The following is a 13,675-nucleotide window of genomic DNA, read 5'->3' as shown; positions in this document are numbered from 1 at the left end:
TTAGATTTCTTCTACTTTTACTAAATGCTTAACCTGTGCAACCATGCCTCTTGTTGCTGCATTGTCCGGTAATTCAACTGTCTTGTTCAGCTTCTTAAGACCAAGAGCTTCAACAGTTTTCTTATGTTTAGGAATTGCACCAATTGTAGATTTAACTAAAGTAATCTTTAATTTCTCTGCCATTACAAACGCCTCCTTAACCTAAAATCTCTTCGATGGATTTGCCGCGCTTCTTAGCAACTTCTTCTGGAGTTACAAGATTGCTGAGGCCCTCGATTGTAGCAAGAACAACGTTCTGTTTGTTGTTGGAACCAAGAGATTTTGTACGGATGTTCTTGTAGCCGGCAAGTTCCAGCACGTTACGTGCAGGACCACCTGCGATGATACCAGTACCCTGAGGAGCTCTCTTCAGGAGAACGGAAGCACCACCGAACTTTCCTAAATTATCATGTGTAATACTTAAGTTCTCATCAAGTGGAACTTCGATTAATTTCTTGATTGCATCTTCTTTTCCTTTGCGGATTGCTTCAGGAATTTCAGTTGCTTTACCTAAACCAGCGCCAACATGTCCGTTGCCGTCACCAACAACTACTAAAGCTGCAAATCTCATGTTACGTCCACCTTTTACAACTTTAGTTACACGTTTAATTGACACTACTTTTTCTGTTAATTCTAATTGACTAGCATCAATAATTGTACGTTTCATGTGTTCTCCTCCCTGTGCTAGAATTTAAGACCAGCTTCTCTAGCTGCATCAGCTAAAGCCTGAATCTTACCCTGATAAATAAATCCGCCTCTATCGAAGACAACTTCTGTAATACCTTTTTCAAGAGCCTTTTTAGCAACAGCAGTACCTACAGCTGCAGCAGCTGCAACATTGTCTGTATACTGTAATTCGTCTTTGATTGCTTTTTCCATTGTGGAAGCAGCTACAAGTGTATTACCAACAGTATCGTCGATAATCTGAGCGTATATATGATTATTACTTCTAAACACAGATAAACGTGGGCGCTGTGCAGTGCCTACTAAATGATGACGCAGTCTTCTATGTTTTTTAACACGAATCTCACTTCTGGATTGTTTGTTAACCATTCTATTCACTCTCCTTTAATTATTTCTTACCAGTCTTACCAACCTTACGTCTGATTACTTCATCAGCATACTTGATACCTTTGCCCTTATATGGTTCAGGTCTTCTCTTGTCTCTGATTTCAGCAGCGTACTGGCCAACTTTTTCTTTGTCGATACCTGATACAATGATAATGTTCTGACCTTCAAGAGTTGTTGTAACACCTTCCGGATCAGTCATTTCTACAGGATGTGAATAACCTAATGATAATACAAGAGTCTTACCCTGTTTCTGAGCTCTGTAACCTACACCGTTTACTTCAAGTTTCTTTGTGTAACCTTCAGTAACACCAACAACCATGTTGTGGATGAGTGTTCTGGTTAATCCGTGTAATGATTTCATCTTCTTTAAATCGTTTGGTCTTGTAACTACAACGTGACCATCTTCGATTTTAATCTCCATTTCAGGTGCTAAAGCTCTAGCAAGAGTTCCTTTAGGACCTTTTACAGTCACATTATTATTTTCTGCTATCTCAACAGTAACGCCTGCAGGAATAGCGATTGGCATTCTTCCGATTCGTGACATGCCCGTACCTCCTTACTTAAATTGCAGGAGCATTCCGCTCCGTTTTCAGTAGATTTGTAAATTTGACTTATATATTATACTAGAATATAATATCGATTTCAAGCTTTAAGCGATTCTTAAAGCAGATTGCATTGCACACAGGCCGAATAAGCAGTTTTTGCTTATCCGCATCCCTTGCCCTATGCTCTGCGTTTTATCTTTTAATTACCAAACAAATGCTAAAACTTCGCCGCCAACGTTCATGGCTCTTGCTTCTTTATCTGTAACGATACCTTTGTTTGTGGAAATGATAGCGATACCTAAACCGCCAAGTACCTTAGGCATATTTTCTACACCTGCGTATACACGAAGACCAGGTTTGGAGATTCTCTTAAGTCCAGAGATAACCTTCTGGTTCTTATCAGCACCATATTTCAGTGTGATCTTAATTGTTTTAACAACGCCGTCTTCTACGATTTCGTATGCTTTGATATAACCTTCATCTAAAAGGATTCTTGCGATCTCTGTTTTGATCTTTGATGCAGGAACATCAACTGTATCATGTTTTGCAGTGTTCGCATTACGGATTCTTGTCAGCATATCTGCGATTGGATCTGTCATTCTAAGGTTCCTCCCTTCCTAATCTTACCAGCTTGCTTTCTTAACACCCGGAATTTCGCCCTTGTAAGCTAATTCACGGAAACAAATTCTGCAGATACCATACTTTCTTAAGTAAGCGTGTGGACGTCCGCAAATTCTGCAACGATTGTATTCTCTTGTGGAGAATTTAGGTTTGCGCTGCTGTTTGATTTTCATTGCTGTCTTAGCCATGAAACACTACCTCCTTATTTTACGTATGGCATACCGAATAAACGGATTAATTCACGAGCTTCTTCATCAGTGTTGGCTGTTGTAACGAAGATAACATCCATACCTCTGACTTTGTCTACCTTATCGTATTCGATTTCAGGGAAGATCAGCTGCTCTTTGATACCAAGGGCATAGTTACCTCTGCCATCGAAGGAGTTTGCGCTGACACCTCTGAAGTCACGTACTCGTGGCAGTGCCAGGTTGATCAGACGATCTGCGAAATCATACATTTTTTCGCCTCTTAATGTTACTTTACAACCGATTGGAAGGCCTTCTCTGATCTTGAAGTTAGCGATAGATTTTTTAGCCTTTGTGACAACAGCTTTCTGACCTGCGATGATCTCAAGATCTTTAACTGCTGAATCCAATACTTTGGAGTTGTCTTTTGCTTCGCCAACGCCCATGTTGATAACGATCTTGTTGAGCTTTGGAACCTGCATGATATTCTTATAACCAAACTTTTCGATCATTGCTGGAACGATCTCATTGTTGTATTTTTCCTGTAATCTGTTCACCGTCATGTCCTCCTTTCGTCAATTAATCAATTACTACTGCAGCCTGATCTTTAACCTTTGCTGCACGAACTTTTTTACCGTCAACGATCTGATACTGAATTCTTGCCGGCTTACCATTGTAAAGGTACATAACGTTTGAAGCATCGATAGGACCTTCTGTATGGATGATACCGCCCTGCTGATTAGCCATAGAAGGTTTTGTATGTTTGGTGATCATGTTGAGACCTTCAACGTATACAACGCCTTTTTTATGGTTGATAGCAATAATTTTACCGGACTTGCCTTTATCTTTACCAGCGATAATCTGAACCATATCGCCTTTTTTAATTCTCATTGTTGCTGACACGGTCGCCACCTCCTTACAGAACTTCTGGTGCCAGTGAAACGATCTTCATGAACTGTTTTTCACGTAACTCTCTTGCTACTGGTCCAAAGATACGCGTACCTCTTGGGTTTCCGTCATCTTTGATGATAACAGCAGCATTTTCGTCGAATCTGATATATGAACCATCTTTACGGCGAGCGCCTTTAACTGTACGAACAACAACAGCTTTTACAACATCGCCTTTTTTAACAACTCCGCCTGGTGTTGCATCTTTAACAGTAGCAACAATCACATCACCAATGTTGGCATATCTTCTTGTTGAACCACCCATAACGCGGATGCAGAGCAGTTCTTTTGCGCCTGTATTATCAGCAACACGAAGTCTTGTCTCCTGTTGAATCATGACTTTACCTCCTGAATTCTACTGAACTAATTATTTAGCTTTTTCGACAATTTCAACAAGTCTCCATCTCTTATCTTTTGATAAAGGTCTTGTCTCCATTACTTTAACTCTGTCACCGATGTTGCATTCGTTGTTTTCATCGTGAGCTTTTAATTTGTATGTTCTATCTACGATCTTCTTGTACAGAGGATGTTTTACACGGTCTTCAATGGCAACAACAATTGTTTTGTCCATTTTGTTGCTGACAACTCTACCTACTCTTGTCTTTCTAAGATTTCTTTCTTCCACGACAATAGTCTCCTTTCTCCGCCAAATTATTCAGCAGCGTTAGCCTTTTCAGTGATCACTGTCTGAATTCTGGCAATATTTTTGCGAACTTCTTTGATTCTGCTTGTGTTTTCTAACTGGTTAGTAGCATTCTGGAATCTCAGATTAAAGAGTTCCTTCTTAGCTTCTACTAATGCCTGAGTTAATTCGTCAACAGACTTTGTATTTAAATCTTTTACATATTCATTAGTTTTCACTGTTATCACCGCCTTCTAAATCTGCGCGAGAAACGATTTTGCATTTAACAGGGAGCTTATGAGTAGCCAGACGAAGAGCTTCTTTTGCAACTTCTTCAGGAACGCCTGCGATTTCGAACATTACGCGACCTGGCTTAACAACTGCTACCCAGTATTCCAGTGTACCTTTACCGGAACCCATACGTGTTTCAGCTGGTTTTGTAGTTACAGGTTTATCAGGGAAAATTTTAATCCAAACTTTACCACCACGTTTGATGTAACGTGTCATGGCAACACGGGCTGCCTCGATCTGGTTGGATTTGATCCAAGCAGGTTCCAGTGCAACGATACCGTATTCACCATAAGAAATTTTATTACCACGCTGTGCTTTTCCGGCCATGGAGCCACGGAACTGCTTACGACGTTTTACTCTTTTTGGCATTAACATTATTTATCGCTCCCTTCCTTATTGCCCTTTACTGGAAGAACTTCGCCATGGTAGATCCATGTCTTAACACCAACTTTACCGTAAGTTGTGTTAGCTTCTGCGAAGCCATAATCGATGTCTGCTCTTAATGTCTGAAGTGGAATAGTACCTTCGCTGTAGAACTCTGTACGAGCCATATCAGCACCGCCCAGACGTCCGCTTACGCTAGTTTTGATACCTTTAACGCCGCCTCTTGAACGCATTGTCTTCTGCATAGAAGACTTCATAGCACGTCTGAAGGAGATACGGTTTTCAAGCTGTGCAGCAATGTTTTCTGCAACAAGCTGAGCGTCACATTCAGGCATTTTAACTTCTTTGATATCAATTAAAAGCTTTTTGTTTGTGAACTGTTTCAGTTCTGCTTTAACTTTTTCGATTTCAGAACCCTGACGTCCGATTACAACGCCTGGTTTAGCTGTATATACGATTACTTTTACTCTGTCAGATGCTCTTTCGATTTCAATCTTGGAAACACCGGCACTGTATAATCTCTTCTTAAGGTATGTTCTGATCTTGTGGTCTTCGATCAGATTATCAGCAAAATCAGCATCAGCATACCATCTGGAATTCCAATCCTTAATAACACCGACTCTGAGGCCGTGAGGATTAACTTTCTGTCCCATTGCTTACTCCTCCTTATCTTTCATTCAGCACGATTGTGATATGACTCATTCTCTTTTCGATTCTGTAAGCTCTGCCCTGTGCTCTAGGCTGAATTCTCTTCATGATCGGGCCATTGCTTGCGTAGCACTCTTCGATGAAGAGTTTGCTTCTGTCCATACCATTGTTGTTCTCTGCGTTTGCAATTGCTGATTTTAATAATTTATCGATAACTGTTGAAGCATATCTTGGGTTGTATGCTAAAATTGCTAATGCTGTTTCTACATCCTTGCCTCTGATTGCGTCAAGAACGAAACAAGCTTTCTGAACAGGAATTCTTGCAAAAGACAGCTTTGCGCTTGGTCTTGTGTCCTTATTGCTGTTTCTTTCTCTCTTGATCTGGGATCTATGTCCTTTAGCCATGGATGAAAGCCTCCTTTCAAACTATAATCTTAACGTCTTGATTTCTTTTCGTCTTTACCATGTCCTCTGTATGTTCTTGTTGCTACAAATTCACCTAATTTGTGACCAACCATATCTTCTGTGATATATACTGGAACATGTTTTCTGCCATCGTGTACTGCGATTGTATGTGAAACCATCTGTGGGAAAATAGTTGAACGGCGTGACCATGTCTTGATAACTGACTTATCGCCTGCTGCGTTCATAGCGTCTACTTTTTTAAGTAAGCTCTCATCTGCAAATGGTCCTTTTTTAAGTGATCTGGCCATAATCTAACCTCCTTATTTAATCATGCTTCCGTCGCGTCTTCTTACGATCATCTTGTTAGACTGTTTATTCTTCTTACGAGTCTTATAACCCAGAGCTGGTTTACCCCATGGAGTCATAGGACCGGAACGACCGATAGGCGCACGACCTTCACCACCACCGTGTGGATGGTCATTAGGGTTCATTACGGAACCACGAACAGTAGGTCTGATACCCATGTGACGCTTACGTCCTGCTTTACCGATATTGATCAGTTCGTGATCAATGTTGCCAACCTGTCCAACAGTAGCTCTTGCCTGGATAGGAACAAGTCTCATTTCACCTGATGGCAGTCTTAATGTAGCATATTTGCCTTCTTTAGCCATCAGCTGAGCTGCGTTACCAGCGGAACGAACAAGCTGTCCGCCCTTACCAGGATGAAGCTCTACGTTGTGTACCATTGTACCTACAGGAATCTGAGCCAGTGGTAAGCAGTTACCAAGCTTGATTTCTGCTTCAGGTCCGTTCATAAGAACTGCGCCAACCTGTAAGCCGTTAGGAGCGATGATATATGCTTTCTGACCATCTGCATAGCAGATCAGAGCGATATTTGCTGTTCTGTTTGGATCGTATTCGATAGACTTAACAGTTGCAGGAATACCATCTTTATATCTCTTAAAATCAATGATTCTGTATTTTCTCTTAGCACCGCCGCCGCGATGTCTTACTGTAATTTTACCCTGAGCATTACGACCAGCTTTGCTGTTCTTGGATACTGTAAGGGACTTCTCTGGTGTTGACTTTGTGATCTCAGAGAAATCGGAACCGGTCATATGTCTTCTGGAAGGTGTATATGGGTTATATGTTCTGATACCCATTTCGTTCACTCCTTTCAAGTGTCTGATTTATTGTCATGCTTATTTGCATATAATTCGTTGTGCCTTACGGCCTGATCTTAAAGGCCTTCGAAGATTTCGATGTCAGCACTTTCAGCTGTCAGTTTAACGATAGCTTTCTTTGTCTTTGCTGTCTTACCAAATGTCATACCACGTCTCTTTGTCTTACCATCGTAGTTCATAGTATTAACACTTGCTACCTTTGTTCCAGCGAACATTTTTTCAACAGCTTCTTTAACCTGAGACTTTGTTGCATCCGGATGAACCAGGAATGTATACTTCTTATCAGCCATTGCATTCATACTCTTTTCAGTGATGACTGGTTTGAGGATGACATCATAATATTTTAAATCTGCCATTATGCATAAACCTCCTGAATTGTTGCAACTGCATCCTGTGTCAGTACAAGTGTATCGTACTTCAGAATGTCATATACGTTAATAGTATTTGTAAGAGCAGTCTTTACTGTAGGAACGTTGTTAGCGGATTTGATAACGTTGTCGTTCTTTTCATTCAAAACAACCAGAGCTTTTTCAGCCTTTAAGTTATTCATAACTGCTACGAATTTCTTTGTTTTGATTTCGTCAAGTTCGAAAGAATCAAGAACGATAAGCTTGCTTTCATTAACCTTTGTTGTTAATGCAGACTTAATAGCCAGTCTTCTTTCTTTCTTGTTTAATTTGATTGAGTAATCTCTTGGCTTTGGAGCGAATACTACGCCACCGCCTGTCCACTGTGGAGATCTTGTTGAACCCTGTCTTGCATGACCTGTTCCTTTCTGTCTCCATGGCTTTCTGCCGCCGCCGCTTACTTCAGAACGTGTCTTTGCGCTCTGTGTTCCCTGACGGGATGCTGCAAGCTGAGCAACTACTGCCTTGTGCATGAGATTTTCATTAACTTCTACACCAAATACGGCATCATTCAGTTCGATTTCTCCAACCTGATTACCTTCAATATTGTAAACAGATAACTTTGCCATCTGTAATGTCCTCCTTTCTCAAACCAATTAAGCTTTTACTGATTCTTTCAGCATTACTAAAGATTTCTTTGGTCCAGGTACTGCGCCCTTAACCAGGATAAGGTTCTTTTCAGCGTCAACGCTTACAACCTCAAGGTTCTGAACTGTAACTCTTACTGCACCCATGTGACCTGGCATATGTTTGCCTTTGAATACACGGCCCGGAGTTGTTGCTGATCCGTTAGAACCTGCATGTCTGTGATATTTGGAACCATGAGCCATAGGTCCTCTGGACTGTCCATGTCTCTTGATTGCACCCTGGAAGCCTTTACCTTTTGATTTAGCTGTTGCATCTACTTTGTCACCAGCAGCGAATACGTCTGCTTTGATTTCCTGACCTAAAGTATAGCTTTCAGCATCTTCCAGTCTGAATTCCTTAAGAAATCTCTTAGCTGTTACGCCAGCTTTTGCAAAATGGCCTTTCTTTGGTTTGTTGACCAGTTTTTCTCTGATGTCGCCAAAACCAACCTGGACTGCACTGTAACCATCATTCTCAACTGTCTTAACCTGTGTTACTACACAAGGGCCAGCCTGAAGAACTGTTACCGGTGTTAAAACTCCGTCTTCACTGAAGACCTGAGTCATACCAACTTTCGTTGTCAAAATTGCTTTCTTCATAAAGAATGCACCTCCTGTTTAAATCTACAGCGGAACGCTATTGCGTTCATCCTAGACGCATTGAGTACATCTTCGACTTTCGTCAGAATCTATATCAACCCAATACCTAAGGATTGTTTTCAATGTTATTATTTTGTTTTCATCTTGATGTCGATGTAAACGCCAGCAGGCATTTCCAGTCTGGATAATGCATCAACTGTTTTCTGATTTGGAGCGATGATATCGATCAGTCTCTTATGTGTACGCTGTTCAAACTGTTCTCTGGAATCTTTGTATTTGTGAACTGCTCTTAAGATTGTAACAACTTCCTTCTTTGTTGGAAGAGGAACTGGACCGCTCACCTTAGATCCTGTTTTCTTTACAGTTTCGATAATTTTACCAGCGCTCTGATCGATTAATTTGTGATCATACGCTTTGAGTGTAATTCTCATTACTTGACTTGCCATAAAAAAAGCCGCCTCCTTTTCGCACTATTCATCAAGTACGACAAGCGGTGACTGTACACTTTCCCGTGTGTTTCCTGATATCAACACACACTTATTCTGTCTTACATTCTCTTATAGACAGACCTTGTTAACTTTGTACAGTGACTTGTCGCCAGTTTTCAAACTTGACATTCGCTCCACGGAACACCTGCGCAACCCTCGCAGCAACCTCACGCTTCATAGCTATCAATGTCACAAGCTTTTTTAGTATATACCATAAAGCACAGGAATGCAAGTGTTTTTTTGAAAAAGCTCAAACTTTTTATGTATTTGTTTGTATACACAAAAAGTTTTGTCTGTTAAGGCAAACACGCACGTTCCGTACCGGTAAATATATTCCGAATCATACGCTTTTTCTGTTTCTTCTATAATAATACTATCTATCCGCATCCAACTGCCTCCTGAAAGCACCTACCGTCCGCATCCTTGCACCCCTATCAAAAACTTCATCTAATTGATATTCAATTCAATTGTATTTATATATTGTAAAAACACGCTGCATTATTTATACTATAATAAGCAAGGATTGCACATACACACGTATAGCACCCTGCTTTTATCGGATATAGCGTCTGTAACCACGGACCTATTGATTTTATATATTATGGAGGATATTATGTGGACTGCTGATAATTGGAAAGATTATGAAGTCATCGATACCTGTGGCGGCGAAAAGCTTGAACGCTGGGGACAGTACATTCTTGTACGCCCAGACCCGCAGGTCATCTGGAATACACCAAAAACGGATAAACGCTGGAAGAAGATGAACGGCCATTACCACCGCAGCAATAAAGGCGGCGGCGAATGGGAGTTTTTTGACCTGCCTGAGCAATGGACGATCCAATACCATCATCTCGGACTTTCTTTCAACCTGAAGCCATTCAGCTTCAAGCACACCGGCCTGTTCCCGGAACAGGCTGCCAACTGGGACTGGTTCTCTTCTATCATTAAGAAAGCCAACCGCCCTGTGAAGATTCTAAACCTTTTTGCCTACACAGGCGGTGCCACATGTGCCGCAGCCAAAGCAGGCGCCCATGTAACCCATGTAGACGCTTCTAAAGGCATGGTGGGCTGGGCCAAGGAAAATGCCAAGCTCTCCGGACTGCCTGAGACAAGCGTCCGCTGGATTGTTGACGACTGCCAGAAGTTTGTAGAACGCGAGATCCGACGCGGCAATCACTATGATGCCATCATCATGGACCCACCATCCTACGGCCGCGGCCCTAAGGGCGAAATCTGGAAGATTGAGACATCCATTTACCCATTCATCCAGTTATGCGAGAAACTGCTCAGCGACAATCCGCTGTTCTTCCTTGTAAACTCCTACACAACCGGACTTCAGCCGGCCGTTCTGACTTACATGCTCTCAACTGCTGTCAAAGCCAACCACGGCGGCCATGTTGTTGCTGACGAAGTCGGCCTTCCGGTATCTGGCAACAGCCTCGTCTTACCATGCGGCGCATCCGGTCGCTGGGAACTTTAATACACCTTTACAGAAAAAAAGAGGTATCTCCCCTTCACTTTTCATTTTCGAAAGGGTAGATACCTCTTTTTTATATTTTATTTTTTACAGATTGCAGCCATAGTCAACAACAAGTGCCTGACCTGTTGTCGCTTTTGAAAGGTCGCTTGCGAAGAACAGAATTGCATTGGCCTGATCTACTGCTTCTGCCTTTGGAACGCTTCTGCAGATATGCTCATTGCATGTCTTCATGAATTCCTGATCAAATGTTGCAATCTCATCTGATCCATCCGGTCAGGCCACTGTAAAATACCCATTCATTCATGTCATATATAACTAAAAATGTATGCTAAAATTTCCACAATTAATACGTATGTCAGATTTGCCTATACATTCGAAACAGCATTCAAGTCTGCTTTGCAGGCTAAAATAAGTCCCTGCATTACTGCAGAGACTCCATGCTCTCTTTAAACAAATCGGCAAACAGCCGCATCTCATCAAAGGAATGATTCTCCGGCCATGCCACGCAGATGGGCATTTTCTGGTCCAGTTTCAAACAGGACAGATTCCTGTCAAATGCGCCCCTTGACCAGATATCTGAGATGGCAAAGCCTTTGTCCAAACTCACATCCAACAGGATCGAATCAATATTGTGGTATTCTTTTGTCTCAGGAATAATGCCTTTATCCTGGAGAAAGCCCAGCTGATACGCCTTCGGAATAGAAGTATCCTCCTGCTCAAGCAACAACAGTTTTTCCTTTCTAAAATCCTTCAGAGTATATTCCAAGCCATTTTCAGGCGAACGATGCTTTCTGGAATACAGCAGCACATTCTGAAGGGGCGGTAAATCGAGGAAGGACATATGCTCCAATGGCACAATCAGCCCCTTCGGACAGATACATCCGTCAATCTGGTGATTGCGAAGCTGGGACAGCAGCAAACGGTAGCTATAAGCTGAAAAAGTCATTTTCAGTTCTTCCCGACGCTCTGCCAGTAACGCTTCCATTTTCTCAATCAATGGAAGAACATCCCACCCTTCCGGCACTCCCATATGAACGCGCTTCTCAAACCGCAGAGATTCTCTCTTCGCCTCCATAGACAATTCCGCCAGACGTTTTTCCATCTCGACAAATAAATCGTAATATTTCTTCCCGATCGGTGATAAAACAGCTCCTGTTCTTGACCGGCAAAAAAGTTCCGCCCCAAACTCATCTTCCAGCCGCGCGATCTGACGGCTTAAAGACGGCTGTGACGTATACAGCACCTGGGCAGCCTTTGTAAAGCTTCCCTGTCTGACAACCTCAAGAAAATACGCTATCTGCTGTGAATTCATATAAGCTTGTCCAGTGTATCCGCCGTGCAGCTCGGTTCAAAATCGTCTGTATCGCTGCAGATTCTTCCGCCGAGGGCAGCCATAATGTTGTGAAGTACTTCCCGAACCGCCTCAATATCACCGGTGTCATAACTAATCTGGTACTTTGTCTTAATACCTTGCTCCTCAAACCACTGCTGGTCTGCCGGATCTATAAAACACTCCTCTGCATTCTGGAAAATCAGAGAATCAAAATTCATCTCCACTTCCATCAGATTCAGTTCCGGCCAGATATCTGCCTTTTCAAACCATTTTTCGCCTACCGCTGACTGCAGTTTTCTGGCATCCATCTCTTCATCAAAGAAATAATAGTACTCCACAATTTTGCGCACCGGCTTCTTCGTCATCACAGCCGTAATATCCTTCAACGGCTTTTTACCTGATGATTTCTTCGCTGCCGCCGGCTTCTTAAAACCAGATTTCTTGCCATTCTTACCAGTTGATTTCTTCTTGATCGGATTGCCGTTATTGTCAACATCCGTCACCTTTCCTGTATAATTTTTCATATCATGCCTCTTTTCATCTTTTCATTGTACCTATTAGTCAGTTTTTATACAACTAGCTTTCCACACTCTATCCCCGGCAACTCCGCTTTCAACGTCCGCACAACACCGCGCAATACATAAGCCGTCAGCCCCCAGATAATCCAGTCTTTATAATAATAAAAATAGACTTTCTTATGTCCATCCCGCCAGTGATAATTCCGGCCTCCCGGTATCTGCTCATACGGAAAGTTATCCGGAGGCAGCAACCTGACAGTATTCACATATGCCACTGGTTCTGTTTCCATAAAAAACTTTAGCGGCACTGTAAAAATTTCTGCTACCTCATCTGCATTATAAGTCATTTCATAATCCGTCAATTCACACAGGTATACAGAAACTTTGTTGTCATAAGCCGTATAAAGTGTATCCATCTGTGCAATCATATGAATCTGTTCTCTGGATACCTTCAATTCTTCCATCATCTCACGGATGGCATTCTCTTCTGATGATTCATTACCATCGCGCGCACCGCCCGGCAGACAGATCTCTCCCGGCTGTCGTTTCAAACCGCCTGCACGTTTTTCGAAGACAACATTCAGTCCGTCGTCCTGTTTTACCAGAGCCACCATCACTGCAAACTTGCGATATTCTTCTTCGTCAATGGACTTTGGTATTCTGCCCTTTAATGTCTCAAACATCTCTCTACCATCCTTTTACTCAGGCCGAATGCCTCTGCTGTTAATATTCAATACCCTTGCGAGCCTTGACGCCTTTATCAAAAGGATGTTTAATTTTCTTCATTTCCGTAAGATAATCTGCCCAGTCACACAACTGCTCTGATGGATTACGTCCCGTCAGAACAACCTCCATATCATCCGGAAATTGTTCCAGCATCTCCATCAGTTCATCCTCATTCACAAGTCCTGCACTGCATGCACCAATCACTTCATCCATCACAAGCATAGAGAAATTCCCCTGTAAAACCATTCGGGTAATATCCCATATATAACGTTCATAAATATCTTTTGCTTCTTCCTTCTCTTCATCCGTCATCTGCCAGGTGAAACCAAACTCTGCCGGACAAAGCCAGATCTGCATATTCTCCATATCTTCCATGGCTTCTATTTCACCGGATTTCGTCGGTTTAAGAAATTGTGTAAAAAGCACTCTTCTGCCGCTTCCTGCACACCGTACCGCCAGCCCTACCGCTGCTGTTGTCTTGCCCTTTCCATCCCCGGTATAAATATGATGCATGCCTACATCCCCCCATAAATTATCATATTATATAACTGTTC

At 42.2% G+C, this 13,675-nt stretch carries 26 protein-coding genes; 1 reads left to right on the top strand and 25 read right to left on the bottom strand.

Going from position 1 to position 13,675, the window contains the following annotated elements; genetic code table 11:
• The 20 genes from rpmD to rpsJ form a co-directional block, all read right to left on the bottom strand.
• Positions 1 to 183: a 50S ribosomal protein L30 gene (rpmD, locus tag HED67_RS14380; protein WP_015513745.1), complete on the bottom strand. Its 183-nt coding sequence runs from the start codon at positions 181 to 183 to the stop codon at positions 1 to 3.
• 13 nt (positions 184 to 196) lie between these two features.
• Positions 197 to 706, bottom strand: coding sequence for a 30S ribosomal protein S5 (gene rpsE / locus HED67_RS14375; RefSeq protein ID WP_015513746.1), 510 nt, complete (start codon positions 704 to 706; stop codon positions 197 to 199).
• Between the two features lie 17 nt (positions 707 to 723).
• Positions 724 to 1,092, bottom strand: coding sequence for a 50S ribosomal protein L18 (gene rplR / locus HED67_RS14370; protein WP_015513747.1), 369 nt, complete (start codon positions 1,090 to 1,092; stop codon positions 724 to 726).
• A 19-nt stretch (positions 1,093 to 1,111) separates the two neighbouring features.
• Positions 1,112 to 1,654, bottom strand: coding sequence for a 50S ribosomal protein L6 (gene rplF, locus HED67_RS14365; protein WP_221718724.1), 543 nt, complete (start codon positions 1,652 to 1,654; stop codon positions 1,112 to 1,114).
• 204 nt (positions 1,655 to 1,858) lie between these two features.
• Positions 1,859 to 2,254 carry a 30S ribosomal protein S8 gene (rpsH, locus tag HED67_RS14360; RefSeq protein ID WP_117527654.1) on the bottom strand — a complete coding sequence of 132 codons (396 nt, stop codon included), beginning with the start codon at positions 2,252 to 2,254 and terminating at the stop codon, positions 1,859 to 1,861.
• A 24-nt stretch (positions 2,255 to 2,278) separates the two neighbouring features.
• Entirely contained in the window at positions 2,279 to 2,464 is a 186-nt protein-coding gene (locus HED67_RS14355) for a type Z 30S ribosomal protein S14 (RefSeq protein WP_215632355.1), read from the bottom strand.
• Positions 2,465 to 2,478: 14 nt separating this feature from the next.
• Positions 2,479 to 3,018, bottom strand: a complete 540-nt coding sequence (gene rplE, locus HED67_RS14350; protein WP_117540819.1) for a 50S ribosomal protein L5 — start codon at positions 3,016 to 3,018, stop codon at positions 2,479 to 2,481.
• Between the two features lie 22 nt (positions 3,019 to 3,040).
• Entirely contained in the window at positions 3,041 to 3,352 is a 312-nt protein-coding gene (rplX, locus tag HED67_RS14345; protein WP_117527670.1) for a 50S ribosomal protein L24, read from the bottom strand.
• Between the two features lie 25 nt (positions 3,353 to 3,377).
• Positions 3,378 to 3,746, bottom strand: coding sequence for a 50S ribosomal protein L14 (gene rplN, locus HED67_RS14340; RefSeq protein ID WP_015513752.1), 369 nt, complete (start codon positions 3,744 to 3,746; stop codon positions 3,378 to 3,380).
• A 30-nt stretch (positions 3,747 to 3,776) separates the two neighbouring features.
• Positions 3,777 to 4,034: a 30S ribosomal protein S17 gene (rpsQ, locus tag HED67_RS14335; protein WP_117540821.1), complete on the bottom strand. Its 258-nt coding sequence runs from the start codon at positions 4,032 to 4,034 to the stop codon at positions 3,777 to 3,779.
• Positions 4,035 to 4,060: 26 nt separating this feature from the next.
• Positions 4,061 to 4,270: a 50S ribosomal protein L29 gene (rpmC, locus tag HED67_RS14330; RefSeq protein ID WP_215632354.1), complete on the bottom strand. Its 210-nt coding sequence runs from the start codon at positions 4,268 to 4,270 to the stop codon at positions 4,061 to 4,063.
• Positions 4,260 to 4,697, bottom strand: a complete 438-nt coding sequence (gene rplP / locus HED67_RS14325) for a 50S ribosomal protein L16 (RefSeq protein ID WP_221718723.1) — start codon at positions 4,695 to 4,697, stop codon at positions 4,260 to 4,262. Before rplP ends, rpmC begins: the two co-directional genes overlap by 11 nt.
• Positions 4,697 to 5,359, bottom strand: a complete 663-nt coding sequence (gene rpsC, locus HED67_RS14320) for a 30S ribosomal protein S3 (RefSeq protein WP_215632353.1) — start codon at positions 5,357 to 5,359, stop codon at positions 4,697 to 4,699. The genes rplP and rpsC overlap by 1 nt, the downstream gene beginning before the upstream one ends.
• Positions 5,360 to 5,372: 13 nt before the next feature.
• On the bottom strand, positions 5,373 to 5,759 hold the full coding sequence (gene rplV, locus HED67_RS14315; protein ID WP_215632352.1) for a 50S ribosomal protein L22: 387 nt from the start codon (positions 5,757 to 5,759) through the stop codon (positions 5,373 to 5,375).
• A 29-nt stretch (positions 5,760 to 5,788) separates the two neighbouring features.
• Positions 5,789 to 6,067, bottom strand: coding sequence for a 30S ribosomal protein S19 (gene rpsS / locus HED67_RS14310; protein WP_015513756.1), 279 nt, complete (start codon positions 6,065 to 6,067; stop codon positions 5,789 to 5,791).
• Between the two features lie 12 nt (positions 6,068 to 6,079).
• Positions 6,080 to 6,922 carry a 50S ribosomal protein L2 gene (gene rplB, locus HED67_RS14305; RefSeq protein ID WP_221718722.1) on the bottom strand — a complete coding sequence of 281 codons (843 nt, stop codon included), beginning with the start codon at positions 6,920 to 6,922 and terminating at the stop codon, positions 6,080 to 6,082.
• Between the two features lie 77 nt (positions 6,923 to 6,999).
• Positions 7,000 to 7,299 (bottom strand): 50S ribosomal protein L23, encoded by a 300-nt coding sequence (gene rplW / locus HED67_RS14300; protein ID WP_015513758.1) that lies wholly within the window; start codon positions 7,297 to 7,299, stop codon positions 7,000 to 7,002.
• Positions 7,299 to 7,919 carry a 50S ribosomal protein L4 gene (rplD, locus tag HED67_RS14295; RefSeq protein ID WP_015513759.1) on the bottom strand — a complete coding sequence of 207 codons (621 nt, stop codon included), beginning with the start codon at positions 7,917 to 7,919 and terminating at the stop codon, positions 7,299 to 7,301. Before rplD ends, rplW begins: the two co-directional genes overlap by 1 nt.
• A gap of 27 nt (positions 7,920 to 7,946) precedes the next feature.
• Positions 7,947 to 8,576, bottom strand: coding sequence for a 50S ribosomal protein L3 (gene rplC / locus HED67_RS14290; protein ID WP_117527647.1), 630 nt, complete (start codon positions 8,574 to 8,576; stop codon positions 7,947 to 7,949).
• Between the two features lie 128 nt (positions 8,577 to 8,704).
• Positions 8,705 to 9,022 (bottom strand): 30S ribosomal protein S10, encoded by a 318-nt coding sequence (gene rpsJ, locus HED67_RS14285; protein ID WP_015513761.1) that lies wholly within the window; start codon positions 9,020 to 9,022, stop codon positions 8,705 to 8,707.
• A 655-nt stretch (positions 9,023 to 9,677) separates the two neighbouring features.
• On the opposite strand from rpsJ, the gene HED67_RS14280 reads away from it, so the two are divergent.
• Positions 9,678 to 10,544 carry a class I SAM-dependent methyltransferase gene (locus HED67_RS14280; RefSeq protein ID WP_221718721.1) on the top strand — a complete coding sequence of 289 codons (867 nt, stop codon included), beginning with the start codon at positions 9,678 to 9,680 and terminating at the stop codon, positions 10,542 to 10,544.
• An 84-nt stretch (positions 10,545 to 10,628) separates the two neighbouring features.
• Here HED67_RS14280 and HED67_RS14275 read toward each other — a convergent pair whose 3' ends face one another.
• The 5 genes from HED67_RS14275 to HED67_RS14255 form a co-directional block, all read right to left on the bottom strand.
• Positions 10,629 to 10,799, bottom strand: a complete 171-nt coding sequence (locus HED67_RS14275; RefSeq protein WP_260702744.1) for an SDR family oxidoreductase — start codon at positions 10,797 to 10,799, stop codon at positions 10,629 to 10,631.
• Positions 10,800 to 10,965: 166 nt separating this feature from the next.
• Positions 10,966 to 11,856 (bottom strand): LysR family transcriptional regulator, encoded by an 891-nt coding sequence (locus HED67_RS14270; protein ID WP_221718720.1) that lies wholly within the window; start codon positions 11,854 to 11,856, stop codon positions 10,966 to 10,968.
• A complete protein-coding gene (locus HED67_RS14265) occupies positions 11,853 to 12,401 on the bottom strand; it encodes a hypothetical protein (protein WP_221718719.1) in 549 nt (182 codons plus the stop codon). Before HED67_RS14265 ends, HED67_RS14270 begins: the two co-directional genes overlap by 4 nt.
• Positions 12,402 to 12,445: 44 nt before the next feature.
• On the bottom strand, positions 12,446 to 13,078 hold the full coding sequence (locus HED67_RS14260; RefSeq protein WP_221718718.1) for an NUDIX hydrolase: 633 nt from the start codon (positions 13,076 to 13,078) through the stop codon (positions 12,446 to 12,448).
• A gap of 40 nt (positions 13,079 to 13,118) precedes the next feature.
• Positions 13,119 to 13,634, bottom strand: coding sequence for a cob(I)yrinic acid a,c-diamide adenosyltransferase (locus HED67_RS14255; protein WP_221718717.1), 516 nt, complete (start codon positions 13,632 to 13,634; stop codon positions 13,119 to 13,121).
• Positions 13,635 to 13,675 lie beyond the last annotated feature (41 nt).

This window comes from Pseudocoprococcus catus (genome assembly GCF_019734885.1).
GTDB lineage: Bacteria > Bacillota > Clostridia > Lachnospirales > Lachnospiraceae > Coprococcus_A > Coprococcus_A catus.
Note: the sequence above shows the minus strand (reverse complement) of the source record. Positions and strands in the feature narration are given on the sequence as shown.

Bases quoted from the DNA above. Each gene is read 5' to 3' on its own strand.
- rpmD (WP_015513745.1), bottom strand. From the start codon at position 183: ATGGCAGAGAAATTAAAGATTACTTTAGTTAAATCTACAATTGGTGCA.
- rplD (WP_015513759.1), bottom strand. From the start codon at position 7,919: ATGGCAAAGTTATCTGTTTACAATATTGAAGGTAATCAGGTTGGAGAA.
- rplX (WP_117527670.1), bottom strand. From the start codon at position 3,352: ATGAGAATTAAAAAAGGCGATATGGTTCAGATTATCGCTGGTAAAGAT.
- HED67_RS14280 (WP_221718721.1), top strand. From the start codon at position 9,678: ATGTGGACTGCTGATAATTGGAAAGATTATGAAGTCATCGATACCTGT.
- rplN (WP_015513752.1), bottom strand. From the start codon at position 3,746: ATGATTCAACAGGAGACAAGACTTCGTGTTGCTGATAATACAGGCGCA.
- HED67_RS14260 (WP_221718718.1), bottom strand. From the start codon at position 13,078: ATGTTTGAGACATTAAAGGGCAGAATACCAAAGTCCATTGACGAAGAA.
- HED67_RS14270 (WP_221718720.1), bottom strand. From the start codon at position 11,856: ATGAATTCACAGCAGATAGCGTATTTTCTTGAGGTTGTCAGACAGGGA.
- rpsE (WP_015513746.1), bottom strand. From the start codon at position 706: ATGAAACGTACAATTATTGATGCTAGTCAATTAGAATTAACAGAAAAA.
- rpsJ (WP_015513761.1), bottom strand. From the start codon at position 9,022: ATGGCAAGTCAAGTAATGAGAATTACACTCAAAGCGTATGATCACAAA.
- rpsC (WP_215632353.1), bottom strand. From the start codon at position 5,359: ATGGGACAGAAAGTTAATCCTCACGGCCTCAGAGTCGGTGTTATTAAG.
- HED67_RS14265 (WP_221718719.1), bottom strand. From the start codon at position 12,401: ATGAAAAATTATACAGGAAAGGTGACGGATGTTGACAATAACGGCAAT.
- HED67_RS14255 (WP_221718717.1), bottom strand. From the start codon at position 13,634: ATGCATCATATTTATACCGGGGATGGAAAGGGCAAGACAACAGCAGCG.
- rplC (WP_117527647.1), bottom strand. From the start codon at position 8,576: ATGAAGAAAGCAATTTTGACAACGAAAGTTGGTATGACTCAGGTCTTC.
- rplF (WP_221718724.1), bottom strand. From the start codon at position 1,654: ATGTCACGAATCGGAAGAATGCCAATCGCTATTCCTGCAGGCGTTACT.
- rpsS (WP_015513756.1), bottom strand. From the start codon at position 6,067: ATGGCCAGATCACTTAAAAAAGGACCATTTGCAGATGAGAGCTTACTT.
- rpsH (WP_117527654.1), bottom strand. From the start codon at position 2,254: ATGACAGATCCAATCGCAGATATGCTGACAAGAATCCGTAATGCGAAC.
- rplP (WP_221718723.1), bottom strand. From the start codon at position 4,697: ATGTTAATGCCAAAAAGAGTAAAACGTCGTAAGCAGTTCCGTGGCTCC.
- rplR (WP_015513747.1), bottom strand. From the start codon at position 1,092: ATGGTTAACAAACAATCCAGAAGTGAGATTCGTGTTAAAAAACATAGA.
- rplB (WP_221718722.1), bottom strand. From the start codon at position 6,922: ATGGGTATCAGAACATATAACCCATATACACCTTCCAGAAGACATATG.
- rplW (WP_015513758.1), bottom strand. From the start codon at position 7,299: ATGGCAGATTTAAAATATTATGATGTCATCCTCAAACCAGTCATCACT.
- HED67_RS14355 (WP_215632355.1), bottom strand. From the start codon at position 2,464: ATGGCTAAGACAGCAATGAAAATCAAACAGCAGCGCAAACCTAAATTC.
- rplV (WP_215632352.1), bottom strand. From the start codon at position 5,759: ATGGCTAAAGGACATAGATCCCAGATCAAGAGAGAAAGAAACAGCAAT.